This window comes from Streptomyces sp. NPDC056452, from assembly GCF_042796085.1.
Classification (GTDB): domain Bacteria; phylum Actinomycetota; class Actinomycetes; order Streptomycetales; family Streptomycetaceae; genus Streptomyces.
Genome location: NZ_JBHTRI010000034.1, coordinates 68121 through 93842, shown reverse-complemented (window position 1 = coordinate 93842; position 25722 = coordinate 68121). Strand labels below are relative to the sequence as shown.

Annotated in this window: 22 protein-coding genes and 1 riboswitch; of the genes, 12 read left to right on the top strand and 10 right to left on the bottom strand. The window is 71.0% G+C overall.

Annotated features, from left to right (window positions below):
• The 5 genes from ACFQ6X_RS28655 to ACFQ6X_RS28635 form a co-directional block, all read left to right on the top strand.
• Positions 1 to 240 (top strand): flavodoxin-dependent (E)-4-hydroxy-3-methylbut-2-enyl-diphosphate synthase (locus ACFQ6X_RS28655; RefSeq protein WP_383185579.1); only part of this gene is annotated, 240 nt, incomplete at its 5' end.
• Between the two features lie 26 nt (positions 241 to 266).
• Positions 267 to 2177 (top strand): 1-deoxy-D-xylulose-5-phosphate synthase, encoded by a 1911-nt coding sequence (gene dxs / locus ACFQ6X_RS28650; protein WP_383185577.1) that lies wholly within the window; start codon positions 267 to 269, stop codon positions 2175 to 2177.
• A complete protein-coding gene (locus ACFQ6X_RS28645; RefSeq protein WP_383185575.1) occupies positions 2174 to 3571 on the top strand; it encodes an aspartate aminotransferase family protein in 1398 nt (465 codons plus the stop codon). Before dxs ends, ACFQ6X_RS28645 begins: the two co-directional genes overlap by 4 nt.
• 59 nt (positions 3572 to 3630) lie before the next feature.
• Positions 3631 to 4302 carry a helix-turn-helix domain-containing protein gene (locus ACFQ6X_RS28640; protein WP_383185574.1) on the top strand — a complete coding sequence of 224 codons (672 nt, stop codon included), beginning with the start codon at positions 3631 to 3633 and terminating at the stop codon, positions 4300 to 4302.
• A 69-nt stretch (positions 4303 to 4371) separates the two neighbouring features.
• On the top strand, positions 4372 to 4545 hold the full coding sequence (locus ACFQ6X_RS28635) for a DUF6126 family protein (protein ID WP_329205302.1): 174 nt from the start codon (positions 4372 to 4374) through the stop codon (positions 4543 to 4545).
• A 9-nt stretch (positions 4546 to 4554) separates the two neighbouring features.
• On the opposite strand, the gene ACFQ6X_RS28630 is transcribed toward ACFQ6X_RS28635, so the two are convergent.
• The gene (locus ACFQ6X_RS28630; protein ID WP_383185572.1) at positions 4555 to 5367 is read right to left on the bottom strand and encodes a tyrosine-protein phosphatase; all 813 of its coding nucleotides are present in this window, start codon (positions 5365 to 5367) and stop codon (positions 4555 to 4557) included.
• 421 nt (positions 5368 to 5788) lie between these two features.
• Positions 5789 to 5947: riboswitch (cyclic di-AMP (ydaO/yuaA leader) on the top strand.
• 4 nt (positions 5948 to 5951) lie between these two features.
• On the opposite strand from ACFQ6X_RS28630, the gene ACFQ6X_RS28625 reads away from it, so the two are divergent.
• Together ACFQ6X_RS28625 and ACFQ6X_RS28620 are read left to right on the top strand one after the other, a co-directional pair.
• On the top strand, positions 5952 to 6890 hold the full coding sequence (locus ACFQ6X_RS28625) for a peptidoglycan DD-metalloendopeptidase family protein (RefSeq protein ID WP_383185570.1): 939 nt from the start codon (positions 5952 to 5954) through the stop codon (positions 6888 to 6890).
• A gap of 166 nt (positions 6891 to 7056) precedes the next feature.
• Entirely contained in the window at positions 7057 to 7884 is an 828-nt protein-coding gene (locus ACFQ6X_RS28620; protein ID WP_383185568.1) for an SGNH/GDSL hydrolase family protein, read from the top strand.
• Between the two features lie 71 nt (positions 7885 to 7955).
• Here ACFQ6X_RS28620 and ACFQ6X_RS28615 read toward each other — a convergent pair whose 3' ends face one another.
• From ACFQ6X_RS28615 to ACFQ6X_RS28590, 6 genes are read right to left on the bottom strand one after another with little or no spacing between them, the layout of a single operon-like run.
• Positions 7956 to 8885 (bottom strand): STM4011 family radical SAM protein, encoded by a 930-nt coding sequence (locus ACFQ6X_RS28615; protein ID WP_383185566.1) that lies wholly within the window; start codon positions 8883 to 8885, stop codon positions 7956 to 7958.
• A gap of 5 nt (positions 8886 to 8890) precedes the next feature.
• On the bottom strand, positions 8891 to 10255 hold the full coding sequence (locus ACFQ6X_RS28610) for an STM4012 family radical SAM protein (RefSeq protein WP_383185565.1): 1365 nt from the start codon (positions 10253 to 10255) through the stop codon (positions 8891 to 8893).
• Entirely contained in the window at positions 10252 to 11064 is an 813-nt protein-coding gene (locus ACFQ6X_RS28605) for an STM4013/SEN3800 family hydrolase (RefSeq protein ID WP_383185581.1), read from the bottom strand. Before ACFQ6X_RS28605 ends, ACFQ6X_RS28610 begins: the two co-directional genes overlap by 4 nt.
• A 19-nt stretch (positions 11065 to 11083) precedes the next feature.
• On the bottom strand, positions 11084 to 12229 hold the full coding sequence (locus ACFQ6X_RS28600) for an STM4014 family protein (RefSeq protein WP_383185563.1): 1146 nt from the start codon (positions 12227 to 12229) through the stop codon (positions 11084 to 11086).
• Entirely contained in the window at positions 12210 to 13181 is a 972-nt protein-coding gene (locus ACFQ6X_RS28595) for an STM4015 family protein (protein ID WP_383185562.1), read from the bottom strand. Before ACFQ6X_RS28595 ends, ACFQ6X_RS28600 begins: the two co-directional genes overlap by 20 nt.
• A gap of 7 nt (positions 13182 to 13188) precedes the next feature.
• Positions 13189 to 14145 (bottom strand): STM4015 family protein, encoded by a 957-nt coding sequence (locus ACFQ6X_RS28590; RefSeq protein ID WP_383185560.1) that lies wholly within the window; start codon positions 14143 to 14145, stop codon positions 13189 to 13191.
• A gap of 181 nt (positions 14146 to 14326) precedes the next feature.
• On the opposite strand from ACFQ6X_RS28590, the gene ACFQ6X_RS28585 reads away from it, so the two are divergent.
• Together ACFQ6X_RS28585 and ACFQ6X_RS28580 are read left to right on the top strand one after the other, a co-directional pair.
• Positions 14327 to 14653 carry a hypothetical protein gene (locus ACFQ6X_RS28585; RefSeq protein WP_383185559.1) on the top strand — a complete coding sequence of 109 codons (327 nt, stop codon included), beginning with the start codon at positions 14327 to 14329 and terminating at the stop codon, positions 14651 to 14653.
• Positions 14654 to 14727: 74 nt separating this feature from the next.
• Positions 14728 to 15729, top strand: coding sequence for a DUF6745 domain-containing protein (locus ACFQ6X_RS28580; RefSeq protein ID WP_383185557.1), 1002 nt, complete (start codon positions 14728 to 14730; stop codon positions 15727 to 15729).
• A gap of 67 nt (positions 15730 to 15796) precedes the next feature.
• On the opposite strand, the gene ACFQ6X_RS28575 is transcribed toward ACFQ6X_RS28580, so the two are convergent.
• The 3 genes from ACFQ6X_RS28575 to ACFQ6X_RS28565 form a co-directional block, all read right to left on the bottom strand.
• Entirely contained in the window at positions 15797 to 16387 is a 591-nt protein-coding gene (locus ACFQ6X_RS28575; protein ID WP_329205285.1) for a TetR/AcrR family transcriptional regulator, read from the bottom strand.
• 147 nt (positions 16388 to 16534) lie between these two features.
• A complete protein-coding gene (locus ACFQ6X_RS28570) occupies positions 16535 to 20257 on the bottom strand; it encodes a S8 family serine peptidase (RefSeq protein ID WP_383185555.1) in 3723 nt (1240 codons plus the stop codon).
• A gap of 210 nt (positions 20258 to 20467) precedes the next feature.
• The gene (locus tag ACFQ6X_RS28565) at positions 20468 to 21670 is read right to left on the bottom strand and encodes a Glu/Leu/Phe/Val dehydrogenase dimerization domain-containing protein (RefSeq protein WP_383185553.1); all 1203 of its coding nucleotides are present in this window, start codon (positions 21668 to 21670) and stop codon (positions 20468 to 20470) included.
• Positions 21671 to 21851: 181 nt separating this feature from the next.
• On the opposite strand from ACFQ6X_RS28565, the gene ACFQ6X_RS28560 reads away from it, so the two are divergent.
• The 3 genes from ACFQ6X_RS28560 to ACFQ6X_RS28550 all read left to right on the top strand — a co-directional run bounded on the left by ACFQ6X_RS28560 (position 21852) and on the right by ACFQ6X_RS28550 (position 25532).
• Entirely contained in the window at positions 21852 to 22292 is a 441-nt protein-coding gene (locus tag ACFQ6X_RS28560; RefSeq protein WP_383185552.1) for a PPOX class F420-dependent oxidoreductase, read from the top strand.
• Positions 22293 to 22405: 113 nt separating this feature from the next.
• A complete protein-coding gene (locus ACFQ6X_RS28555; protein ID WP_383185550.1) occupies positions 22406 to 23605 on the top strand; it encodes an MBL fold metallo-hydrolase in 1200 nt (399 codons plus the stop codon).
• A 412-nt stretch (positions 23606 to 24017) separates the two neighbouring features.
• Entirely contained in the window at positions 24018 to 25532 is a 1515-nt protein-coding gene (locus ACFQ6X_RS28550) for a VCBS repeat-containing protein (protein ID WP_383185548.1), read from the top strand.
• Positions 25533 to 25722: the final 190 nt, after the last annotated feature.

The following is a 25722-nucleotide window of genomic DNA, read 5'->3' as shown; positions in this document are numbered from 1 at the left end:
GTTCCGCTGCGTGTCGCGGTGATGGGCTGTGTGGTGAACGGTCCGGGTGAGGCGCGTGAGGCGGACCTGGGTGTGGCGTCCGGCAACGGCAAGGGTCAGATCTTCGTGAAGGGCGAGGTCATCAAGACCGTCCCGGAGCCGAAGATCGTGGAGACCCTCATCGAGGAAGCCATGAAGATCGCCGACGGTATGGAGGAGGCGGGAGTCCCCTCCGGGGCTCCGGCCGTGACCGTGAGCTGAAACAGGACCAGAGAGGGGGCCCGAGCGTGACGATGCTGGAATCCATCAAGGGGCCGCAGGATCTCAAGGACTTGAGCGGACCGGAACTCGAGGAACTCGCGGGAGACATCAGGGCGTTCCTGATCCGGTCCGTCACGAGGACGGGCGGCCATCTGGGGCCCAACCTGGGGGTGGTCGAGCTCACCATCGCCCTGCACCGGGCCTTCGACTCACCTGTCGACCGCATCCTGTGGGACACCGGGCACCAGAGTTATGTGCACAAGCTCCTGACAGGGCGTCAGGACTTCTCCAAGCTGCGGAGCAAGGGCGGCCTGTCCGGCTACCCCTCCCGGGAGGAGTCCGAGCACGACGTCATCGAGAACTCCCACGCCTCCACCGTGCTGGGCTGGGCCGACGGACTGGCCAAGGCCCACGAGGTACGCGGCAGCCACGGCCACGTCGTCGCCGTCATCGGCGACGGTGCGCTCACCGGAGGCATGGCCTGGGAGGCGCTCAACAACATCGCTGCGGCCAAAGAACGTCCGCTGATCATCGTGGTGAACGACAACGAGCGCTCGTACGCCCCGACCATCGGCGGCCTCGCCAACCACCTCGCCATCCTCCGTACGACCGACGGGTACGAGCGTTTCCTGAGCTGGGGCAAGGGAGTGCTCCAGCAGACACCGGTCATCGGGCAGCCGCTGTACGGGTCGCTGCACGGTGCGAAGAAGGGGTTCAAGGACACCTTCGCCCCGCAGGGCATGTTCGAGGACCTGGGGCTCAAGTACGTGGGCCCCGTCGACGGACACGACACCGCGGCGGTCGAGTCCGCACTGAACCGGGCGAAGCGCTTCCACGGTCCGGTGCTGGTGCACTGCATCACCGAGAAGGGCCGCGGCTACCCGCCGGCGCTGGCCGACGACGCCGACCGCTTCCATACGGTCGGCGCGATGGACCCGCTGACCTGCGAGCCGCTCGTGGTGCCCGCGGCGCCTTCCTGGACCTCGGTGTTCGGTGACGAGATCGCACGGATCGGGGCCGAACGCCCCGACGTCGTCGCGATCACCGCGGCGATGCTGCACCCCGTCGGTCTGACCCGCTTCGCCGAGGAGTTCCCCGACCGGGTCTGGGACGTCGGGATCGCCGAGCAGCACGCGGCCGTTTCCGCCGCGGGACTGGCCACCGGCGGTCTGCACCCGGTCGTGGCCGTCTACGCCACCTTCCTCAACAGGGCCTTCGACCAGCTGCTCATGGATGTCGCCCTGCACAGGTGCGGGGTCACCTTCGTGCTCGACCGGGCGGGTGTGACCGGCGTCGACGGGCCCTCGCACAACGGCATGTGGGACATGTCCCTGCTGCAGGTCGTTCCCGGCCTGCGGATCGCGGCACCGCGCGATGCCGACCGGCTTCGCGAGGAACTGCGCGAGGCCCTCGACGTGGACGACGCGCCGACCGTGATCCGCTTCCCGAAGGAGTCGGTGGGGGAGCCGGTCGCGGCCATCGGCCGGATCGGTGGCATGGATGTCCTGCACCGGGCGGGGAAGCCCGACGTACTGCTGGTCGCGGTCGGTGTGCTCGCCCAGGTCTGTCTGCACGCGGCCGACCTGCTCGCGGGTGCCGGAATCCGCTGCACGGTCGTCGATCCGCGCTGGGTCAAACCGGTCGACGACCAGCTGCCCGCGCTGGCCGCGCAGCACCGGCTGGTGGCCGTCGTCGAGGACAACAGCCGTGCGGGCGGCGTCGGTTCGGCCGTCGGGCAGGCACTGCGGGATGCGGGATGCGACGTACCGCTGCGGACGTTCGGCATTCCCGAGCAGTTCCTGGCGCATGCCAAGCGCGGTGAGGTGCTGGCCGATATCGGGCTCACTCCCGTGGAGATCGCCGGACGGATCGGTGCGGCGCTCGCCGGCCGGAAGCCAGGGTCGGAACACGTGGTGCCGAGAGAGGACAGGCCATGAAGGACGACGGGCCCAAGGGCTTCGATCTGGCGCAGCTCCTCGCGGAACGCGGCGCCGAGCGCTACGAGCTGCATGCCAGGCACCTGAACCACCAGCTGCCGCGCATGCTCCGCACCATCGGGTTCGACAAGGTCTACGAGCGGGCCGAGGGCGCGTACTTCTGGGACGCGGAAGGCAACGACTACCTCGACATGCTGGCCGGCTTCGGCGTGATGGGGCTCGGCCGGCACCACCCGGTCGTACGCAAGGCCCTGCACGACGTCCTCGACGCCTCGCTCGCCGACCTCACCCGCTTCGACTGCCAGCCGCTGCCCGGACTCCTGGCCGAGCGGCTGCTGGCGCACAGCCCCCATCTGGACCGGGTGTTCTTCGGCAACAGCGGCACCGAGGCCGTCGAGACCGCGCTGAAATTCGCCCGGTACGCCACCGGCAAGCCCCGGATCCTCTACTGCGCCCATGCCTTCCACGGCCTGACGACCGGCTCGCTCTCGGTCAACGGCGAAGCGGGGTTCCGGGACGGCTTCGCACCCCTGCTTCCCGATACGGCGATCGCCCTCGGTGATCTGGATGCCCTGCGGCGCGAGCTCAAGCGCGGAGACGTGGCCGGCCTGGTGGTCGAACCGATCCAGGGCAAGGGGGTGCACGCCTCGCCGCCCGGGTTCCTGCGATCCGCGCAGGAGCTGCTGCACCGGCACAAGGCGGTGCTCATCGTCGACGAGGTGCAGACCGGTCTGGGCAGGACCGGCGACTTCTACGCGTACCAGCACGAGGAGGGCGTCGAACCTGATCTCGTCTGCGTGGCCAAGGCGCTCTCCGGCGGCTACGTGCCGGTCGGCGCGACGCTCGGCAAGGACTGGATCTTCAAACGCGTCTACTCCTCCATGGACCGGGTGCTCGTGCACTCGGCGAGCTTCGGCTCCAACGCCCAGGCCATGGCGGCGGGGCTCGCGGTCCTCGCGGTGATGGAGGACGAGGAGACGGTCGCGAACGCCCGCCGCACGGGTGACCTGCTGCGCGAGCGGCTCGCCGCGCTCGTCGGCCGCTACGAGCTGCTGCACGAGGTGCGCGGGCGGGGGCTGATGATCGGGATCGAGTTCGGCCGGCCGTCCTCGCTGAAACTCCGCAGCCGCTGGACCATGCTCCAGGCGGCCAGGAAGGGGCTCTTCGCCCAGATGGTGGTCGTGCCGCTGCTGCAGAAGCACCGGATCCTCACACAGGTCTCCGGCGACCACCTGGAAGTGATCAAGCTGATCCCCCCGCTGGTCATCGGTGAGCCCGAGGTGGACCGCTTCGTGGCCGCCTTCACGGCCGTCATGGACGACGCTCACAGCGGTGGCGGGCTGATGTGGGACTTCGGCAGGACGCTGGTCAAGCAGGCCGTCGCCAACCGATGACTCTTTGCCTCGGAGGCAAGAAATTTGCCTCCGAGGAAAGTTCCTGGCCCAATGGAGCCATGAATCCTCCTGACGGAGGGGCGGCCGACGAGCTGCCCGGAGTCGCACCGCGCCTGCGCGACCTGCGCCGCGACCGGGGTCTCACCCTTGAGGCCGCCGCTCGGCGGGCCGATCTCTCCCCGGCCCACCTCTCCCGGCTCGAGACGGGCCGCAGGCAGCCCTCGCTGCCGATGCTCCTCGGGCTCGCCCGCATCTACGGTACGACGGTGTCCGAGCTCCTCGGCGAGATGCCGCCCGAGCGTGACGCGATCGTCCGCGGCGGCCCGTTCGCGGGCGGCGTGTCCGGTGGGACCCCAGGTGGTGCTCCGGGCGGTGTCCCGGGCGGTGCATCGATCGGCGCCGAGGCCGACGGCTGGGTGTACCGGCAGGCCGGTGGCTCGGGCCGGGCCATGCAGGCGTTGCGTGTCCTGGTTCCCTACGGGGCACAGGGCGATCTCGTACGCGTCCACCCGGGCGAGGAGTGGCTGTACGTCCTCGAAGGGCGGCTGCGGGTGAGCTTGGGGGAGACCGTGCACGACCTCGACCCGGGGGACAGCGCGCACTTCGACTCGCTCACCCCGCACCGGATCGCGGCACCCGACCGCGGTGGTGCCGAGCTGCTCTTCGTCCACACCCTGCTGCAGAGCCCCTCGGCGGAGCTGTGCCTGGGCAGTGGGACGCGCCTTCGCTGACCTCGCACGCCCCACCGCACCTGCCGCACACCGGCTACCTCGGCCCCAGGGCCGGAAGAGAGGACTGCCATGTCCGATTCGGAGCACTACGACCCGCTCACCCCGCGCCTGCGGGAGAACAAGGACACGCACGAGCGGAAGATGCCCCGCGGTGTGGTCATCCGGCTCGTCGCCTACCTGGTGGCCGGCCACGTCGTCGCGGCCTTCCTCTTTCTCCTGTTCACCGTGGCGGGCAAAGGCTGACCGCCTGCGCTACGCCTCCTCGACGAGGCGCTCGCGCAGCCTCTCGCGGGTCTCGGGCGCGAGCTTCAGCCCCTCGCCGAGGTAGCGGTCCGTACCGCCCCAGGTCTCCTCGATCGCGGCGAAGGCGGCGGCGAGGTAGTCGGAGTGCGCACCGAAGAGCGGGTTGAGGAGCTCCATCACCTCGTCCGACATCCCCGCCGACGACGTGTCGCTGCGCCGCACCTTGTAGCGGCGGTGCGCATCGTTGGACTTGAGGTAGTCGGCCTCGACGGCCTCCTTCTCGACGCCGACCGCCAGCAGCGAGATCGCGATCGACAGACCGGCCCGGTCCTTGCCCGCCGCGCAGTGCATCAGAGCCGGCACGCTGTCCTCGGCCAGCGCGTGCAGCACCCTGCTGTGCTCCGCGGTGCGGTCCGTGATGATCGACCGGTACGACGCGATCATGCGGGCCGTCCCCTTGCCGTCGGCGAGGATCGAGCGCAGCTGCTGGATGTTGCCGTCGCGCACCAGTCGCCAGAACTCGGCGCCGTCGGCCGGGTCCGAGAGCGGAATGCTGACATTCCGGACACCGGGAAGTTCCACGTCGAGGCCGTCGAGCTTGTGGTCGGCGGCATTGCGGAAGTCGAAGACCGTGTGCAGGCCGAGTCCGGCCAGGAATGCCGTGTCCGTCTCGGTGGCGTGCGCGAGGTGGCCGCTGCGGTAGAGGCGCCCGTAGCGCACCCTGCCGCCGTCCGTGGTCGGCAGGCCGCCCACGTCGCGGAAGTTGCGGACACCGGTCAGCTCGGCGTCTGTCGACGGAACCTCTGGCAGCTGCTGCGTCACAAGGACTCCTGGAGTGTCTGGGCGTCGGCGCCGCTCGCCGACAGGGGCACGCCCGCGACGATACGACATGGATTCATCGGGCAATCGTTTCGCCCTCCGGTGCCTTCGCGGCCGGTCGACCGGCCGCCCGCGACCATGACATGTCCGTATTGGTGTATTTAGCAGAACATGCCCCGCTTATACGGGAGATGGGATGCGACAGGTGAGCGGGATCATATCCGTGACGGTGTGTGGCGAAACTGCCGGGAGGTAATCCATACGCCACGCGGAAAGCCAAGATCCGTAATCCACGGAGTGTGACCGGAATTCGGAACCGGAATTGAACCGCTCATTCCGGTACGCAACCGGTGGCTTGTTCCCGGCGTCCTGACTCGCTTACGGTCACCGTCAATCCGGACGGAACGCCTAATCCTGCCGCCGCCCGGAATCCGCACCGACTCACGTGTGGCAGGAGCGGGGGAACCAGGTAAGCCGCCGACCGGAGTGATCCGGAACGGCTTGGGGTCAAGACGCGCTCAGCGCGGCCGGGCATCTCCAGTCCGAACCCGACAGCTCACCTCGCAGGCGCCGGAGAGGAATTCCCCATGCCCGCAAAGGGTAAGCACCGTCGTACGAAGGCCAGCCCGATCTCCCGCGGCGTCCTCGCCGCAGGGACCGGCGGCGCCGTCCTCGCCCTTCCGCTGATCGGCGCCACCGGCGCCTTCGCCGCGGAGCAGTCCGCACCCGCCGCGAAGCCCGCGGCCGCCAGCGCGGCGCACCACGCGCCGGCCGCCTCCGTGGCGAAGAAGCATGGCGCCCCCAAGACCTACTCCGTGGTCGCCGGCGACTACCTGGCGAAGATCGCAGCCGACAAGAAGGTCAAGGGCGGCTGGGAGAAGCTGTACAAGGACAACCGTGAGGTCGTCGGCGGCAACCCGAGCCTGATCTTCCCGGGCATGAAGCTGACCCTCGGCGTCAAGGCGTCCGGCTCCCACGCGGAGGCAGCCCCCTCCAAGGCCGCCCCGAAGGCCGCCCCCTCCAAGGCGGAGTCGGCCCCCAAGGCCGCCGCTCCGGCCGAGAAGGCGTCGACGGCCACCAACACCGCCGACTCCACCGGCGCTTCGGAGAGCAACAGCTCCGGCTACACCACCCCGGTGGCCAACGGCAGCGTCTCCACCCAGTACCGCGTCGCCGGTGCCAGCTGGTCCAGCGGCTACCACACCGGCTCCGACTTCCAGGCCGCCTCCGGCACCAGCGTCCGGTCCATCGGCCCGGGCACCGTGGTCTCCGCGGGCTGGAGCGGTGCGTACGGCAACGAGGTCGTCATCAAGCACGACGACGGCATGTACTCCCAGTACGCCCACCTGTCGTCGCTCGGCGTCTCGGCCGGCCAGACCGTCACCGGCGGCCAGCAGATCGGCCTCTCCGGTTCCACCGGCAACTCCACCGGCCCGCACCTCCACTTCGAGGTCCGCACCGGCCCGAGCTACGGCTCGGACGTCGACCCGATCGCCTACCTGCGCTCGCACGGCGTCTCCATCTGACGTCATCAGGCGGCTCGGTGAGCTCACGAGGGGCGGTGCGCGGCGGCGCACCGCCCCTCTGCTTATTCCGGCTTTACCAAAACCTGACCGGGTGGTCTATCTCACCACCCGTCAACCCCTTATTACGGTCGCGTAGGTCACATTCGAAGGTGCAGGATATGCGCTTGTGGCAGACGATTCGAGAAACAAAAGACGAGGCACCATCGGGTCGTACGCAGCGATTGGCGACAGCTTCACCGAGGGCGTCGGAGACCCCGGCCCCGATGGGACGCTCGTCGGCTGGGCGGACCGTTTCGCGGTCATTCTGGCGGACCAGCTCCCTCTCCCCGATGCAGCGGCCGACCCCGCGGACGGCCCGCACGGGAACTTCCGGTACGCCAATCTCGCCGTACGCGGACGCCTCCTCGACCAGATAGTCGAGGAGCAGGTCCCCCGCGCCAAGGAGCTCGCACCGGATCTGGTGAGTTTCTGCGCGGGCGGCAACGACATCATCCGGCCCGGCACCGACCCGGACGACGTGGCCGAACGCTTCGAGCGCGCGGTCGCCGACCTGACCCGCTCGGTCGGCACCGTCATGATCACCACCGGCTTCGACACCCGCGGCGTTCCGGTGCTCAGGCACCTGCGGGGCAAGATCGCCACCTACACCGCCCATGTACGGTCCATCGCCGACCGCTACGACTGCCCCGTCCTGGACCTGTGGTCGCTCCGGTCCGTGCAGGACAGGCGTGCCTGGGACAACGACCGGCTGCACCTCTCGGCGGAGGGACACACCCGGGTCGCGCTGCGCGCCGCCCAGGTCCTCGGCCTCGACGTGCCGGCCGACCCCGACCAGGTGTGGCCCCCGCAGGTACAGCGCGGAGCACTCGAAGTGCGCCGCGACGACATGGCCTGGGCCCGCGAGTACCTCGTCCCGTGGATCGGCCGGCGCCTGCGCGGTGAGTCCTCCGGTGACCACGTCGAGGCCAAACGCCCCGATCTGCTCCCGCTCTGAGCACCTCCGAGCGCACTGATCACACGCGTGTCCGACGCCGGTGATCAGTGCGCTCAGCGCGCTCGGTTCGCTCAGCGGGTGATGACGGGGAGGGAACGCCTCGGTACCGCTCCACTGAGCGCGTCCGCGGTAGGCACCCGCACGGGGCCGGCGGGTATCCGCTCCAGCACGCCGCCCGCGAAGACGTCGTACAACGGCAGCGTCTCCAGGTGCACATAGCCGATGTGGCAGTCGCACACATCGAGCGGACAGCCACGCGGACCCAACGAGCGCCGGAAGCTGCCGTCGTAGAGGTTGCCGAGCTCGGCGCGGACGAAATGGCAGCGGCGCACCGTGCCGTCGCCGTCCACCGAGACGACCGACTCACCTGTCCGGCAGGGCAGCCCGGCCGAGCGGTGCGGATACCGGCTGTACGGGAACAGGGGGTCCAGGGCCGTCCAGCGGTCCGCCTCCTCGTCCGTGTACGTGTGTCCCTCGGCGGCGTTGACCCAGAGGTACACCTCAGGGGGCAGCGCCTCACGCAGCCGTCGGGCCTCGTCGAGGTGGGCGTCCAGCCCCACGACCCCGACGCTGTGGCGGACCCCGAGGGCGGTCAGCTCCCGGCACCTGCCGAGGAACCGCTCGTACGGAGTCTGGCCCGGGTGGTACGTGCACCACAGGGCGACCTTGTCCCGCGCGGCGTCGGCCAGCCAGCCGGTGCGGCCGCCGAGATTGGTCTGGATGGCGACGCGGCCGATGTGCGGGAGCCGGGACAGCTCGACGAGAGCGTGCCGGTACCAGGAACGGACCAGCCCCTCGCCCCACGGCGTGAAGAGCACCGACAGCCGCTCGCCGGTCTGCGCGGCGGCCCACGCCGTGAACCGCTCCAGAGCCGCACGGTCGGCGCGCAGTTGCTCCCCGCTGTCCCGTCGCTTGGCGAACGGGCAGTAGGGGCAGTCGTAGTCGCACGACGCCAGCGGGCCCCGGTACAGGATCGTCAGGTCCGCAGGCGTCGGCGTCACGGGGCTCATTTCACTTCGTACGCGGCCATCGCGGCCCGTACGGCGGGGGAGAACAGCTCCGGGCCCAGTGCGTCGGAGTGGGCGAGGCCCTCGGGGGAGAGCCGCAGCAGGCCCGGGCCCGCGGACCCGTCCAGCCAGCCGCGCTCCTCGAAGGCCCCGAGTTCGCCCGGGAAGTCCCCGAAGGGGTCGGTGCCGAAACGCTCGCGGTATCCGTCGTGGCGCATGCCCTCGGCCTGGAGCAACGACTGCAGGAGGTGGCGCCTGCGCGCCTCGTCGCCGTCGACGTACCGTCCGACCTCGGCGCGCGAGAAGTCCTCGGTGGCCGTGAAGCCGTCGATGATGCCCCGGATCTCGCGCATCTCCACCGCGTAGTCGAAGGAGTAGTGCAGCGAGGAGGTGTACGAGCGGGCGCCGCAGCCGAGCCCGATCATGCCGTCGGTCTGGCAGGCGTAGTCGTCCGGGCCCGCCCGGTGCGCGCCCGTGCGGCGGAACATCCTCATCGACACCTGCTCGTAGCCGTGGGCCAGGAGGTGGTCGCGGCCCGTGCGGTAGAGGCGCAGCCGCTGCTCGTCCCAGGCGGGGTCCTGCCCGTCCGCGGCCCCGGCCGCCGCTCCCTGCCGTCCGAGGCCGGTGAGGGCGCGCACGTACAGCGGGTAGAGGTAGAGCTCCTCGGGACGCCAGGCCAGGGCGGCGTCCAGTGAGGTGCGCCAGCTCTCCTCGGTCTGTCCGTCGATGCCGTAGATGAGATCGATGTTGAGGACCGGGACGCCGGCGTCGCGGATCCGGCCGAGGGCGGCCTCCACCTCGGACCGGTGCTGCGGGCGGACCGCGGCGCGGGCCTCCGCGTCGACGAAGCTCTGCACACCGATGCTGATCCGGGTGGTCCCGCGGTCGGCGAGGACGCCCAGCCGGTCCGCCGTCGCCGTCGCCGGTGAGGTCTCGACCGCCAGCGGTACGGACCGCAGGTCGGCACCCATCCGCCTCTCGGCGATGTCGCAGAGCCGCTCCAGCTCGCCCGCCGTGAGGAAGGTGGGAGTGCCACCGCCGAACGCGGCGGCGGCGAAACGCACCCGCTCCTGATCCCCCAGGGCGTCCCGGACCGCGGTGGCCTGCCGGTCCAGTGCGTCGAGGTAGCGCGTCGTCAGCTCATCGGGGGCGCCGATCCGGGTGAACAGGTTGCAGAAGCCGCAGCGGATCTCGCAGAACGGTATGTGGACATAGAGGGAGAGCGCGTCCTTCGGCTCCGCCGCCCACAGCTCGCTCAGCAGGGGCCGCCCGGCCGGGTGACCGGCGAGCGGGCGGTAGGCCGTCTTGTGCGGATAGGCGTAGACGTAGCTCCGGTAGGGCCCGGTGCTGGTGGTGACGGTCATCGAGATGCCCCCGGATCGAGGAAGAAGTGGGCGTACGGCACGGTCCAGACCGCTTCGTGACCGAGCCGGTGACCGGTGTACCCGTCGTCACCGTAGGCCGTGCCGTGGTCGGAGCAGACGATCGCGAAGCACCGGCGGCGGCTGCTCGCGGCGGCGAAGAGACGCCCGATGTGCCGGTCCACGTACTCCAGGGCCGCGGCATGGGTCGCCCGGGAGTCACCGGCATCGGCGGTGGCCCCGGGGAGGTGGAACCAGTTCGGCTGGTGCAGGGCCGACACATTGACGAAGAGGAACAGCCTCTGATCCTCGGGGAGTTCGGCGACGACCTGTTCGGCGCGTGCCACCTGGGCCTCGAAGGAGGTGGGTGAGGCGACACCGAACTCCGGCTCCCAGTGGCTCTCCCGGAACATCCCGGGCAGCACAGCGCCGAGGGGCGGACGGCCGTTGAAGAAGCCGACTCCGCCGATGCACACCGTGCGGTAGCCCACGGCGGCGAGACCGGAGAGCAGGTCGGGGGTGTCATGGACGAACGTGCCGTCCGCCGTGGACTCGCTGCCGGCGAAGCGCGCCGCGAACAACCGGGGGTGCGGGCCCGGCGAGGCGGGCGTCGGCAGGAAACCGGCGAAGATCGCCTGGTGGGAGGCGTAGGTGAAGCTGCCCGGTGCGTGCCTCTTCTCCCAGGTGCCCCCGGGCAGATGCCGGACCAGGTTCGGGATGCGGCCGGCGGCGGCGAGCTCCTCGGCGACGTCGTACCTCAGGGTGTCCAGGGTGACGAGCAACAGATCATGGCTGCCCACGATCTCGTTCATGTCGACGGCGGACGTGGGTTCAGGGGGCAGTGACGGCACGTTCGTTCCTTGCTCGGTCCAGTACGGCGGCGACCTGCGCCGCATAGGTGTCCAGGCCTTCGGCGCCGCTTCCCGGGAGCCCGGTGAGGCGTGGCAGGAGATCCCCGAAGGCGTTGACCTCCCCGACGGCGAAGCGCCGCCAGCCGGTGGCGGGCAGCAGATCGACGCCCACGCAGAGCGTGTCCGGGAAGCAGGCGGCGGCACGCTCGCACACCGCGAGGGCCTCACCCCAGTCGGCGCCGGCCGCTTCGACCGCGGCCCGCGCCTCGTCGAGATCGCCGCGTGCCCCGCCCAGATGCAGATTGGTCATGGGGGAGTGGCTGGTCCGTACGACGGCGTGCGTCGCCCGGCCCGCGACGACCACGACCCGGAGGTCGGCCACCCGCCCCCGCAAGGACGCCTTGGGAAGCCAGCGCTCGATGTGCAGCCCGTCGGGCGCGAGCGTGTCGACGATCGCCGCCACCTCTCGCTCCGTCGTGCAGCGCCGCACCCGCAGCGAGTTGAAGAGCCGCCCCTCCCCGTCCCGCTCGACGGAGGTCGTCGCCCGCACCCGGCCGCGCCCCGCCGTCTCCAGGGCCAGTACCCCGGAGGCGGAGGACCCGTGCGCGGGCTTCACGAAGACGCGCGGCATACGGTGCCCGGCCATCAGGTCACGCACATCCGCCCAGCCCCGCACGGCAGGTGCCGTGGGCCCGGACGTCGGCGAAGCCGGCACGGGTACCCCGGCAGCCTCCATCACGCCATGGCAGAGGCGCTTGTCGAACATGACCGCGATGTCCTCGGGGTCGTCCAGCACAACAGCGCCCGCCGCGGTCGCCGCGCGGGCCACGTCCCGTACGGCGGAGGTGAACCCGGCGTACCAGCGGGCCGAACCCTCCACCCTCGTCGGGTCGTCGACCCCGCGCAGCAACCGCTCGACCTCGGCGTCCTCACCGGGCGAGTCGATGCGCACGGTCTCCTCGGGAAGGAAGGCCGCGTCCTTCCCCAGCACCTCCAGCCAGGACACCGTGCGCGCGCTGGGCAGTCCGGCGGCGCGCACGGCGTCCTGGAAGAGGCCGACCCTGCGGTTGCCCGGATTGCCGACGACCGCGAGGCGCGGCGGCGCGCTATTCACTGACCGCGACATAGCGGGGCTCGTCCTCGTCCTCCGGATCCCATTCCTCCGCCTCGTCGAGATCGACCTGGACGCCGGAGCGGGCGCACAGTTCGCGGACACGGGAGGCCATCGGCTCGGTGAGGTAGTGGTGGTGCAGGTCGATCGAGGACAGATGGGTCAACGGCTGGCCGTCGAGGAGGGCCTGCGCTCCCGCGTCACTGAGGGTGCCCATCGAGAGCGAGAGCGACTCCAGCTGGGCGACGACCGGAGCGGAGGCGACCGCCGCGGCGATCTCGTCCTGGATCTCGCTGTTCTGCAGGCCCAGATGGCGCAGCCGGGGGAACGTGCCGCCCGAGAGCACGGGCCGCATGTCCTCGACCGTGGCGTCGCCGCCGTACCAATCGGCGCCGAACCAGAACTCCAGCCTTTCCAGGGCGGGCAGTTGGGAGGCGCCGACCGCTCGCACGACGTGGCCGGGCAGGCCACCCGACTCGAACCTCAGCGACCTGAGGGCCTGGTGGCGCACCGGCCGCAGTCGCAGCTTCTCCTGCTCCGGGACGGAGTCGCCGCCGCCGCGGACGGTCAGCTCCTCCAGGAGGGGAAAGGCTTCGATCAGCGGCGTGATGTCGGACATCTCCAGCCAGGAGACCTCGCACTCCTCGCCGACGACATCGGCGAGGAACAACGCGCGCAGGGCCGTGAAGCGACCCGCGTCCGCGGCGATCCGCTCCACCACCGGGGCGAGAGAGGTGTAGTCGTCCGGCCACCAGGGGCCGATGACCAGTGCCCGGATGCGGGACGTGTCCACCGTGTCGACGAAGTGCTGCCAGAGCTCCGGGAACGTCAGTCCCTCCCAGCCGCAGTCCAGCCGCCAGGCCACGGAGTCCGCCGGGGGCGGTACGTCCGCACGCGGCTCGTCGGGACGGGGCAGGGTGAGGACGGGAAGGCCGTGGAAGGTGTCGGGGTGCTCGATATCGCTCATCGCGCCATCACTCCGCGACCGCGGTGTAACGGCCTTCGGCACCCCGGTCGCCCCACGGCTCGTTGCGCTCCGTCACATCGACCCGGACACCGTGCGGTTCGAGGGCTGCGGCGACGCGGCGCTCCATCGGCTCCGTCAGGAAGTGGTGGTGCAGATCGAGAGTGGTGAGATGGGTGAGCGGCTGGCCTTCGAGCAGCGCGGCCGCGCCCTCGTCCCCGAGCGTCCCGCAGGACAGGTCGAGCGTGCGCAGCCGGGCCACGACCGGGGCCGAGGCGGCCGCGGCCGCGATCTCGTTCTGCAGCTCGCTGTTGCGCAGTCCGAGGTGGTGCATCCGGGGGAAGCGCGTGCCGGCGAGCAGCGGCGCCAGATCCGCCACATCCGCGTCGCCCCCGTACGCGGAGACCCCCAGCCAGAGGTCGAGGCGCTCCAGCGCGGGCAGTTCGCTGTCCAGCACACCGCGCAGCGCATCCGCGGGCAGGCCGCCCGTCTCGATGGTGAGCGCCCGCAGACACTCGTGCTTGACCGGCGGGAACAGCAGACCGGTGCCACCGCGCACACCCAGCCCGGTCAGGGCGGGAAAGGCCGTGAGGAGAGCGGTGACGTCCGACTGCTCGATCCAGGAGATCTCGGCGTCCTCCATCTCCAGGTCACCGACGAAGACGGCTTCGAGCGACGTCAGCCGGTCGGCCGCGGCGACGACGAGTCCGACGGGGTAGGAGGAGTCCTCTTCGTACGTCTCGCCCCACTGCCCGATGATCAGTGCCTTCACCCCGGCCGGGTCGACGGCATCGAGGAAGGCCGTGAACTCCTGCTCCCAGGTGTGCGTCTCATCCGGGTCGAACGGGCTGACGCTGATGCGCCAGGCCACCTCATCGGCTGCCGGCAGCAGGGCGGCGTCGGTCTCGTGCTGGAAATCGACGGCCGGCAGGCCGAGCAGTTCGGGCAGATAGCTCACCTGGGACATGGTGCTGAGCTCCTGGGACTGAGGACGGACGGTTGATGTCCGCCCAGGTGTATCAAGCCCCACTGACAGCCGCGTGAGCGGGCCCGCCGCCCCTCCCTGACGGCAGCCGACTGTCAGTCCCGCGCCGTAGCGTTTTCACCGTGGCCGGCACAGCGGGTGCCGTCACGGAGGGGAGACTTCTGTGTACCGGCAGGGCGATGTACTGATCGTGGCACTGGACGAGTCCGCGGTGCCCGCGCGCTTCGTCGACGCACCGGGCGAACTGCGTGACGGGCGGGGACGGCTGGTCCTCGCGCTGGGCGAAGTCACCGGTCACGCGCACGCCGTGCAGGGTCCCGGACGGCTCGTCCGGGAGGCGGGACCCTTCGGCCCGATGCTGCTCCATCTCCCCGAAGGGGGACGCGTGGTGCACGAGGAGCACGCCGTGATCGCGCTGCCGAAGGGCTGGTTCCGCGTCGTGCGTCAGCGTGAGTACGCACCGGGGGCCGTCCGTGTCGTCGCGGACTGAGCCGTGCTGGACGCACGGGGGTGACGGGTGACGTGGGACAGCCGGGAAACAGGGACAGGGGACGGGGAATACCAATGAGTTACGTGAATTCTTGGCGGGCCGTGGCAGCGGCGACGGGCGAGGCGGACCGTGGCGCCGCCGAGGACGGTGTGCGGCTCGCCTACCGCAGCGCGGGACTTGCCGAACCCGAGCACATCATCTGGGCCCCGTCGCCCAGGGCGGCCGTCGAGGCGGTCGAGAAGCTCGTGGACGCGGGGCGCTCGGTGCGTGAGGAGGTCCGCACCCGCCCCTGGGCGGACGAACGACGTCGGACGTACGACGAGTTGGGCCCGGCCGGCTGGTCCGCCCTGTGGTCCGCCACCGGGGCCCAGCTATGGGAGACCACGGCCGCGCTGGCCGAGCGGATACGGACCGGCATCGTCACGGACCTCGCCACGCGGCCCGAGGACGAGTCCGCCGTACGCCTGGTACTGCTCGACGCGGTACTCGGCCAGCACGACGCGGCCTGGCTCGCCGACTTCGACGGCCGGGGCGAGCGGCTGACAGGGCTGGCGGAGGTCGCGAGGAACGCCGGCTGGTGGTGGCCCTACGAGCGGGCCGTGGTGATCAGCGAGCGGCCGGTGGCACTCCACCGCGACGAGGCGGGCCGCCTCGACCGCGGCGACGGCCCGGCCCTCGCCTATCGCGACGGCTTCGCCCTTCACGCCTGGCGCGGCATGCCGGTGCCCGCCGAATTCCTGGACGGACTGGCGACCCTGACCCCCGATCGGATCCGGAGCGAGGAGAACGCGGAGCTGCGCCGCGTGATGCTGGAGTACTACGGCTACGACCGCTACCTCACCGAGTCGGGTGCCGAGCCCGTGCACCGCGACGAGACCGGCATCCTCTGGCAGATCGCGCTGGAGGGCGACGAGGACGTCGTGATGGTCGAAGTCGTCAACTCCACTCCCGAACCGGACGGGAGCCACCGCACGTACTGGCTGCGCGTACCGCCCCGGACCAGGACCGCGAAGGAGGGCGTCGCCTGGACGTTCGGGCTCGACGGCGAGGACTACGCCCCCTTGCGCCAGACCTGACGCGGCCCGGGAGCCGACCGTGAACGGACGGGCCTGCCAGGGGAATGTCCACCCGTCAGGAGCCCGGTCAGGCCGTCAGCGCCTCGTGCTCGATGCCGAGTTCGCGGGCGAGCGCCTCCTCGGTCCACCGCAGCATGGTGGTCCGGGAGAGCGGACCCGCGTACGACGTCATCTGGACGGCCAGCCCGTCCAGGAGAGCGGTCAGCCGCCAGGCCACCGACATCGGATCGTCGCAGTCGAACTCACCGGCTGCGGCGCCCTCCTCGATGACCTCGGCCAGCTCCGCCTTCCACTGCTGGTCGAGATCGCCGGCGACCTCGCGCAGCACCGGATCGCGCAAGGAGGCCGCCCAGCCCTCGATCCACAGCCGCCAGCCCTTGGCCTGGCCGGTCGGCGCGTACCAGCGAACCGCGGACCGAAGGCGCCGGACCGCGGTCGTGCGGCGTGACATCAGCCCGCGCAGATGGGCGAGATCGGCCTCTGCCGCGTACGCGAACGCCGCCGCCACCAACTTCTCCTTGGACGAGAAGTGGTACAGCACGAGTGCGTTGCTCACTCCGAGGACCGATGCCACATCGGCGATCCGCACAGCGGACACGCCCCGGACCTCGATCTGCTCCACGGCAGCGCGCAGGAGGTCCTCACGTCGCTCCGACACGCTCAGCCGCACTCTTGCCACACCGTCACCCTAACCAACGCCCTGATCATGACGGGAAGGGGACGGGCCCGCACGGGCCCGTCCCCTTCCCGTTTCCGGTCCGCAATCGGGCAGCAGACCGGCCGTGGCGCGGTCAGCCGGCGCCGGTCAGCACCAGATGTCGGCGCAGCCCGAGCTGTACGCGTCGGTCAGTGTCTCCGTCAGGGACGCACCCCACGGGTCCGTCACCGTCGTCCGGAGGTCGACCTTGGCGGTGCCGGCAGCCGGTACGGTCACCTTCCACCGGCCATCCGCTCCACGGGACGTGGCAGCCGGCTTCCAGTCCGTGCCGTCGGTGGCGTACCAGACCTTCAGCGAGGCGGCCGGAACCGCGCTCCGGCTGCCCTGCGCGGTGAGACCGACCGTATAGCCGAGGGGCTTGTCGGCCTCGGTGGCGTTGACCCCGGTCAGCGGCAGCCGGTAGTCCAGATCGAGCAGCCGGGCCGCTGCCGCGGTCTTCCCGGACGCGTGGCCGGAACGGAACCGCCACTCGCTGGTGACCCGCGAACCGAGCATCCAGGTCACCGGATCCGGGGAGGTACGGGTGGCGTCGACGGTGAGCCGGTACCAGCGATCGCGCCGGTCCAGATCGAAGACGGCCCGGCCGGGCGCCGCGTTGGTCGCCAGGACGGTGCCGTCGTCGGCGGCGAGCACGGTGCTGCCGCTGTCAGCGCCGGGCGCCGTCTCCCCGCGGTGGCCCGCGGCGTCGGAGAACATGGGCAGGCCCACGTTCAGCTTGTCGCCGGTCCTGGTGATCTGCGAGGAGCCTGCCTTCTCCCCGAGGGCGGGGTTGAACGGAGCGGACATCCAGTCCTCCCCATAGGTTCGGCCCTTGCGGTAGACGGTGGGCGGGCCGCTCAGGGTCCCCAGCGGGTAGACGAAGTCGGAGACGTCGTACTGGTAGTGGAAGGTGGCGCTGGTCCAGGCCACATCCGGTGTGTAGTAGAGCGTCTGCTCCATCGGCGGCCGGTAGCCGACGGACTGCTGGAACAGCGTGAGCCCGTTCCAGCTGGTCCAGGCGTACATGCCCTTGGGGTCGTCGGGATACCCGTGGGTGCGGTGCTTCGTGGTGACCTCGGCGAGATCCTCGCGGCGGTCGAACCACTCGGCTCCGGCGGGCACCTTGCCGTCGACGGAGTGGTGGATGAAGTACGCGTCGGCCGAAGAGTTCACGGCGTCCAGCTTCAGTGTGAGCGGCCCCTGGGCGAGCCGGCCGCGCAGCAGCGGAAGGCTGGAGGCGTCCAGGGAGAGAACCGGGGTGGGCCGGTAGACGGAGAGCCCGTACCCGGCGTAGATGATGGCGGCGGTCCCGGCATCCGACAGCTTCTGGTAGAGCGCGTTGTTGGCTTCCGTCGGGCCGGGGGCCGGGGACCACAGCACGATCTTTCCCTGGAGGTCCATCGCGGTGGGATCGGTGTCCTGTCCGGTGCCGATGTCGACGACCTGACCGGTGGCCGTACCCACCCAGCGGAAGATGCTGTACTGGGACAGCAGCAGCTTCAGCTCCTGCGGCGACGAGCCCGGTTCGGAGGCGTCGACCTCCCGCTGCTGCCAGCTCAGTCCGCCGAAGAAGGTGAGCCCCTCCATGGTGCCGCCCGTCGACGGAACCGCCTCGACGCGGAACTGGCCCGCGGAGCTCGGCGCGATCATTCCGGTGTCCGCCGACCCGATCCGTGAGGCGATGCCCGTGGCCGACTGGTACGCGATCCGGGCCCGGCCGTCGTCGACGCCGATCCTGACCTCTCGGGCCGACTCCGTGCTGAGCGCGACGGCGCGGTTGCCGCTGACCGTCACCCGCTGGGCGAAGTGGATCGCGGCCGTACCGACCACGGTCGTGCCCACGTTGTCGTACTCCCAGACGTGCCCCATGAGCCGGTAGCCGCCTCGGGGCAGCGTCACCTTCTCAGGGGTGTTCCCGGTGAGCGAGACCGTGTACGAGGCACCCGTCTTCTCGTTCTGGAGCACGGCGGCCGTCCACGTGCGCTCCGCTCCCTCGCGCGGTGCGGGGCCGGTCAGGGTGAGGGTGTACGTCTCGGGGTCGGCCTCGATCGACACGGGCACGGTTGCCCGGCCGCCGCCGGGCCACGTGGCGGTGACCGCGCCGCTGTACGTCGTGCCGGCCTCGACGCGCGAGGCGTCGAGAGCGACGTCGGTCTGCGCGGTGGAGCGGGCGGGCACCGTCACGGAGTCCGTACTGGTCCTGACGGCGCCGCCCCGGCCCGAGGACAGCCGCAGTCTCACGGGTTTCGCCGTGGTGTTGGTCCAGGTGATCCGGTGCGCCTGGGGAGCAGCGGCGCTGTTGGGATACGTGGAGTGGGCGGCCAGCGTGGCCGGTTCGGCGAGAACGGCTGTGCCGAGCGCACCCGGCACATCGGTGAGTCCGGATCCCGTGTCATCGGTCGTCGCGCCGTCGACCGGGGCGGCGCTGCCGATCAGCGCGGACCTGAGCCGCGCACCGGACCAGTCGGGGTGCTTCTCGGCGAGCAGCGCGGCGGCCCCTGCGACGTGCGGGCTCGCCATCGACGTCCCCGAGAGCGAGGCGTACCGCTCGGTCACGGCCGAGTCGTCCAGGGTGCCCGCGGCGCGTGCCGCCACGATCGAGCTGCCGGGCGCGGAGATCTCCGGCTTCACGGCGGGCCGGCCCTGGCGGGGGCCGCGCGAGGAGAACTCCGACATCTCACCCGACTTGGTGACCGAGCCGACCGTCAGTGCCGCATCGGCGGCACCGGGCGCGCTGATCGTACGGTCACCGCTGTTGCCCGCAGCGATGACGAACAGCGTGCCGTGCTCCTCGGACAGCCGGTCGACGGCGGAGGACAGCGGATCGGTGCCGTCCGAGGCGCGACTGGATCCCAGGCTCATGTTGACGACGCGGGCGTCCTGCGCGACCGCCCACTCCATACCGGCGAGGATCCAGGAGTCGTAGCCGTAACCGTCGTTGGCGAGGACCTTGCCCTCGATCAGCTCCGCGCCGGGCGCCACTCCCGCGTACCGGCCGCCGGATGCCGCACCGGATCCGGCGATGATCGACGAGACATGGGTGCCGTGTCCCTGCAGATCCTGGACATCGCCGTCATCCGTGAAGTCCTGCGAGGCGGTGACAGCCTTCTTCAGGTCGGGATGGTCCCGGTCGTAACCCGTGTCCAGGACGGCGACCTTGGTCCCCTTGCCGGTGAGCCCGGACCGATGCGCCTGGTCCGCCCCGATCTGGGGCACCGAGGTGTCGAGCGAGGCCTGGACCCTGCCGTCCAGCCAGACCTTCCCGATGCCTTCGGAACGGGCCGCCGACGCCGTGCCGAGCTGCTTCCACACGGCGTTCGCCGACTTCTTCGGCACGCTCAGCGCGGTGGTTCCGGCGGTCGGGAAGGTGCCGGCGACGCGGGCGCCCTGCGGTGCGCCGGGGCTGTCCGGCAGGGAAGCCGCTCCCGCGACCAGGATGCGCAGGGTGTCGGTCGCTCCGTCGGCGTACCCCGAAGCGACCAGTTCCGTGACGTCGAACAGCCGTTGGTCGACGCGGCCCTGCGAGACCTGGCCGGCGGCGTCGATCGGTACCGCGTACTCATGTCCGTCGGACCGGTACCGGCTGAAGCCCATGCCTTCCCGGCCGGGCCCCGGTGTGATCGCGGTGATCTGCACCGATGCGCCGTCACCCGAGTACGTCACCACATCGCCGGTCAGCAGGGTGACGGTGCGGCCCCGGCCATCCGAGGAGGGCGACACGGAAGGGGACGTGAACGGGGGTGCGCCTGTGGCCGCTGCGGGAAGGCTCCCGCCGGCAAGTGCGGCGGCGAGCACTGTGGCGCAGGCCGCCGCCCATCTGGTCCGTCTCATTCTCACCTCGTGAACTCGTGTGTTCCCAGGGGGTAGTGAGCCGAGAGTGACAGGGTCATGGCGGAGTGGTAGCGATTGGAGGTGGCGGGAAGGCGCCATGGCGTCAAATCGCCTCCACAGCCGGCGGCGCGCCCTCCGGCGCCGAAGGGCCCGGTGGGGGCGCGCCCCGCACCCGCGCCGAAGGGCCCGGTGGGGGTGCGCCCCGCACCCCTACCGCGCGTACCAGCCGAACCGCTCCGCCATGACCGGCAGCCGGTCCGCGACGATCGCGTGGGCCGCCTCCCGCGGAGTGCAGTCGTCGGCCTCGGCGCGGGCCAGCATCAGGTCGATCAGGGCGCGCATCGAGCGGCGGGTGTGCCCGAACGCCTCGTCCGCGTCGGCCTCGATGTCGCCGAACAGGGTCCACCACCACCAGGCGTTCGTACCGGAGTTGACGACCACATCGGGCAGGACCGTGATCCCGCGCGCGGCGAGCAGCGCCTCCGCCTCCGGCAGTACCGGCATGTTCGCCGCCTCGACCACCCAACGGGCCCTGATCCACGCCTGGTTCACCTCGTCGACGGCGTACGAGACGGCTGCCGGAACCAGTACCTCCGCGTCGGTGGTCAGCCAGGCGTCGGCAGGCAGCTCGTGGTCCCCGTCCCGCAGGGCCCCCCGGTCCACCGTCCCGTACGCGTCGCGGGCCGCCAGAAGGGCTTCCACGTCCAGTCCCGCCGGATTGGCGATCGTGCCCTTGACGTCGGCGACCGCCACGACCCTGAGCCCGGCCCGGGAGAGGAAGCGCGCCGTCGATCCGCCCATGGTGCCGAGCCCCTGCACGGACACCCTGGCATCGCTGTGGGCGACGCCCGCACGGTCCAGTGCGGCGAGCGCGGACTCGGCCACCCCGCACCCACCCACCAGCTCGTCCAGCCCGATCCCGTCCACCGTGACGGCGAACGCGTCCGCCAGCCGCCTGCGGGCCGCCGCCTCGTCGTCGAGCAGGGGGAAGACAGCCTGGACCGAGGAGACGAGCCCGGCCTCCGCCGCGGCCCGGTCGACGAGGTCCTGGGTGAGCCCGAGATCCTCGCCGGTCGTCCAGACGCTCTCGACATAGGGGCGCACCGCCCGCAGATAGCGGACCAGCACGCCGTACGCCTCGGGCTCCCGCGGATCGCAGTCGATGCCGCCCTTGGCGCCGCCCAGGGGGATGTAGCGCGCCTGTGCGTCGTCGGCGTCGTAGTGCAGCGCTTCCTTCATGGTCATCCCGCGGGCGAGGCCCGTCACCTCGTCGAGGGTGCACCCCTTGCGCATGCGCAGCCCGCCGCTGGAAACTCCGCGCACCAGTCGGTCGACGACCAGGTACCCCTGCCGGCCCGTGACGTGATCCGTCCAGGTCAGGGAGATGAGCGGGGCGGGGGAATGGGGTGTCATCCGGCGGCTCCTCGGTGGGTCGTACTGAATGGTCATTCAGTATTGGGAGGAGGTGGCGCCCCTGTCAAAGAGGGACGGACGCGGGGCGGCCACGGTGCTCCCGTCACGGCGGTGCGCCGGATGTGAGATCGAAGGCACCGCATTGCGGAATCCTGGGGCGGGTGCGGACGTTGGAGTCTGCATGACGGACATCGAACCCGGGCGCGAAGCGCTGCTCCGACTCGTCGGTGAGCACGACGGCGGGGTGCTGGTCACCCTCAAGCAGGACGGCAGGCCCCAGCTGTCCAATGTGAACCACGCCTACTACCCCGACGAGGGCGTGATCCGGGTCTCCATCACCGAGGGCCGGGCCAAGACCCGCAACCTCCGCCGGGATCCGCGCGCGAGCTACCACGTGACCAGCGGCGACCGCTGGGCGTGGACGGTCGTCGACGCCACCGCCGAGCTGACCCCGTTCGCGGCCGATCCGCACGACGCGACCGTGGAACAGCTGATCACGCTCTACAGGGACGTCCGGGGCGAGCACCCGGACTGGGACGACTATCGACAGGCGATGGTCAACGACCGCAGGGTCGTCCTGACGCTGAGGATCGAGCATGTGTACGGGCAGCCGCGTGCCTGACGCAGCGCTGTCCGGCGGCGGTGCCGTCGGTGTTGCTCCGTTCACCGCCATTTTCTTGCCCCGTCGTACCCCCCGCCCATAATGGGACGACACCGACTCCCTCAGGAGATGTTGTGACCGGCGCCGACAATCAGCCTTCGCTCCGCATGAGACTCCGCTCGCTGCGGCCCGACGCCTTCGGAGCGGACCCGGCCGGAGCCCGGATGGAGCGCATCACGCGTTCGCCCAATTTCGCCGACGGAGTCTTCCAGAACCCGGAGGGGGCGCGGACCCGGCCGTCGGGTTCCATGCTCGAATTCGCCAAGGTCTACTTCCGCAAGGAGGAGCGGGCCCGCAGGTCGCCGACCGGCACCGTCCCCGTCCACGCGACCACGCTCGCCGATCTGGCCGGGCCGCCGGCCACGGGGCTCCGGCTGACCTGGATGGGTCACTCCAGTGTGCTCGCCGAGATCGACGGGCGGCGGGTGCTCTTCGACCCGGTCTGGGGTGAGCGCTGCTCGCCGTTCGCCTTCGCCGGGCCCAAGCGGCTGCACCCCGTGCCCCTCCCGCTCGCCGCGCTCGGCCCCGTCGACGTCGTCGTGATCTCCCACGACCACTACGACCACCTCGACCTGCCGACCATCCGTACCCTGGCCGGCACCGACACGGTCTTCGCGGTCCCCCTCGGCGTCGGCGCCCATCTGGAGCGCTGGGGCGTGCCCCTCGACCGGATTCACGAGCTCGACTGGAACGAGACCGTACGGATCGCCGGGATCAGCCTGACCGCGACACCCGCGCGGCACTTCTGCGGGCGCGGGCTGCGCAACCAGCAGCACACGCTGTGGGCGTCCTGGGTCGTCGCCGGGCCGGAGCACCGGATCTACCACAGCGGTGACACCGGCTACTTCTCCGGCTTCCGGGACATCGGCGCCGAGCACGGACCGTTCGACGCGACGATGATCCAGCTCGGTGCCTACTCGGAGTACTGGCCGGACATCCACATGACACCCGCCGAGGCCGTGCAGGCACATCTGGACCTGCAGGGCGGCGGGCCGGCCGGCACCCTGCTGCCGATCCACTGGGCCACCTTCAACCTCGCTCCGCACCCGTGGTCCGAGCCGGCGGAGTGGACGAAGGACGCCGCGGAGGAACTGGGGCAGGCGGTGGCCTTCCCGCGGCCCGGCGAGCCCTTCGAGCCGGCGGGGAAGCTCCCCGCGGAGCGCTGGTGGCGCTCGGTGTCCGGGCTCGCCGCGCGCCCGTGGCGTGACTCGGCGGGGGCGGACGGCGCGTCGGCGGCGCCCCAGGACGCACTCGACCTTGCGGGCGAGCGCTGACGGGGACCAGGGGAAAGAGCTCGCCCGTCGCGCTGGGACTTTCCGCCGGAGCGCGCTGTCCGTGCGCGCTCCGGCGTGTGGCCAAGCCATGAGCCACCTGTGAACGAGCTGTGACCGAACCATGATTGTTACCGATAAGTAAATGTCGGACATGTGTTCTTGCGCAGCGCTCGGAACACATGGCAAAGTCCCGTCTCACCTCTGTCGATCATGCGAATTGCACCACCGGTCCCAGGACCGGGGGCGATGAAGCGGGGATCTTCGTCGCGGCGTGCAACGCAGCCGACCAGAGCGGGGGTATCAATCGGGGAGGTCGCGAACGCTCGAGGAGCTTCGTGCCGCAGGGGTGGGGGCTTGATCGATGGTTCGTGCAGGCAGACGGAGCGGCCGAGTGGCCGGCGGGATGACGCTGGTGGCGGCATTCACGCTGCTCGGCCCCCCGGTGCTGTCCGTTCCGCAGGCAGCCGCCGCGGGCTGTGCCGGAGCGCCGCACGACTTCAACGGGGACGGCATCCGCGATTCGGTCATCGCCGACCCCGAGGCCACCGTCTCGGGCAACGAACGTGCCGGGCAGATCCACGTGGTCTACGGGGGCGGCAAGGGGACGTTCGCGCTGTCGCAGGACTCCCCGAACGTCTCGGACAGTGCCGAGACCGACGACCGGTTCGGCTTCTCGTCGGCCGTCTACGACGCCAACCTCGACGGCTGCAGCGACATCGCCGTGGGCATCCCGTTCGAGGACATCAACGCGGCGGACGGGCCGGTCAAGGACGCGGGACTCGTCCACCTCATCTACGGCTCGCCGACGGGCATCGCACCGGCAGGAGTCGCCACCATCGGTTTCCGGCAGGGAGCCGACGGCAGACTGGGCGGCACCTACGACGCGGAGGACTGGGTCGGACACGCCGTCGCCGCGGGCACATCGGCCACCGGGATTCCCTTCCTCGTGATCGGAGTGCCCGGCGCGGACAGCGGCAAGGGCGTGGACACGGGGATGTTCCACCACGTCTACGGCACCGGCTACAACGTGGCCCACGTCTCGCAGGACTCGGCGGGCGTCTGGGAGGATCCCGAGCCCCATGACCGTTTCGGCGCGTCGATCGCCGCGACGGACCGTCACTTCGTCGTCGGCGCGCCCGGCGAGTCCATCGCCACGACGTCCCAGAACGTGGGGTTCGCCGGCGCGGTCAACGTCTTCCGGCCCTCGATCAACACCGACGGCGTCCCGGACCCCCTCTTCGGCATGGGCCAGGGCCGCAGCGGCAGCGGTGACACCACCGCACAGGCCGGAGACCAGTACGGCACCTCGCTGGCGATGGCCCCCTACCGCCCCGCCGGGTCGACCGCGAACAACGACTCGCTCCTCGCGGTCGGTGTCCCCGGTGAGGATCTGGCAGCCACTGTCGACGCCGGAGCCGTGCACACGTACGACATCCGGGCGGACGGAACCCTCCAGCACCTGAAGTGGATCGACCAGAACCACCCCGATGTCGAGGGGGCGGCCGAGGCCGGGGACTTCTTCGGACAGCGTCTCGCCGCGGCCAACACCTCCCCGTCCGCCACGGGCACCGCAGCGACGATGCGCCTCGCGGTGGCGGCCCCCGGTGAGGAGTCGACCGAGGAGTACCCGGAAGAGGGCGGCGTGCACGTTCTTCCGCTGCTCGGTGAGCCGGGCGCCGGTGACGGCTGGATCGCACCCGGAGACGGCATTCCCGCCGTGCGCGCGCCCCGCATGCTCGCCGGCATGGGCCTGGGTTCGAGCCCGACGTCGCTGTACGTCGGCGTCCCCTACGGTCCCGCCGAGAACAGAGCCGTCCACGCCTTCCCCTGGAACACCCCGAACGGCGGCGCACCCACGCAGAGTTGGCGCCCCGGTGAGGGCGGTATCCCGGCCGGCAGTGCTGCCTTCGGCGCATATCTGAGCTGACCCGGCCGGGCGCACGCATGCCGTGCGCGCGACGCCGCGGTGGCCGGCGTATCCACAGGACCCATCAGGTGGTGACCCCCGTACGACCCGGGCGCCGCCCCGCCCGGTCAGGTACCGGCCCGTGCCCTCGCGCGCCGTCCGCACCTGCCGGGCCCGCCACATCCATGAATGCCGGCCGACGCCGTCACAC

Excerpts from the sequence above, each read along its gene's own strand:
- ACFQ6X_RS28580 (WP_383185557.1), top strand. The coding sequence starts at position 14,728 with ATGAGTTACGTGAATTCTTGGCGGGCCGTGGCAGCGGCGACGGGCGAG.
- ACFQ6X_RS28610 (WP_383185565.1), bottom strand. The coding sequence starts at position 10,255 with ATGACCGTCACCACCAGCACCGGGCCCTACCGGAGCTACGTCTACGCC.
- ACFQ6X_RS28605 (WP_383185581.1), bottom strand. The coding sequence starts at position 11,064 with ATGAACGAGATCGTGGGCAGCCATGATCTGTTGCTCGTCACCCTGGAC.
- ACFQ6X_RS28595 (WP_383185562.1), bottom strand. The coding sequence starts at position 13,181 with ATGAGCGATATCGAGCACCCCGACACCTTCCACGGCCTTCCCGTCCTC.
- ACFQ6X_RS28645 (WP_383185575.1), top strand. The coding sequence starts at position 2,174 with ATGAAGGACGACGGGCCCAAGGGCTTCGATCTGGCGCAGCTCCTCGCG.
- ACFQ6X_RS28625 (WP_383185570.1), top strand. The coding sequence starts at position 5,952 with ATGCCCGCAAAGGGTAAGCACCGTCGTACGAAGGCCAGCCCGATCTCC.
- ACFQ6X_RS28570 (WP_383185555.1), bottom strand. The coding sequence starts at position 20,257 with ATGAGACGGACCAGATGGGCGGCGGCCTGCGCCACAGTGCTCGCCGCC.
- ACFQ6X_RS28590 (WP_383185560.1), bottom strand. The coding sequence starts at position 14,145 with ATGTCCCAGGTGAGCTATCTGCCCGAACTGCTCGGCCTGCCGGCCGTC.
- ACFQ6X_RS28560 (WP_383185552.1), top strand. The coding sequence starts at position 21,852 with ATGACGGACATCGAACCCGGGCGCGAAGCGCTGCTCCGACTCGTCGGT.
- ACFQ6X_RS28565 (WP_383185553.1), bottom strand. The coding sequence starts at position 21,670 with ATGACACCCCATTCCCCCGCCCCGCTCATCTCCCTGACCTGGACGGAT.
- ACFQ6X_RS28640 (WP_383185574.1), top strand. The coding sequence starts at position 3,631 with ATGAATCCTCCTGACGGAGGGGCGGCCGACGAGCTGCCCGGAGTCGCA.
- ACFQ6X_RS28635 (WP_329205302.1), top strand. The coding sequence starts at position 4,372 with ATGTCCGATTCGGAGCACTACGACCCGCTCACCCCGCGCCTGCGGGAG.
- ACFQ6X_RS28600 (WP_383185563.1), bottom strand. The coding sequence starts at position 12,229 with ATGTCGCGGTCAGTGAATAGCGCGCCGCCGCGCCTCGCGGTCGTCGGC.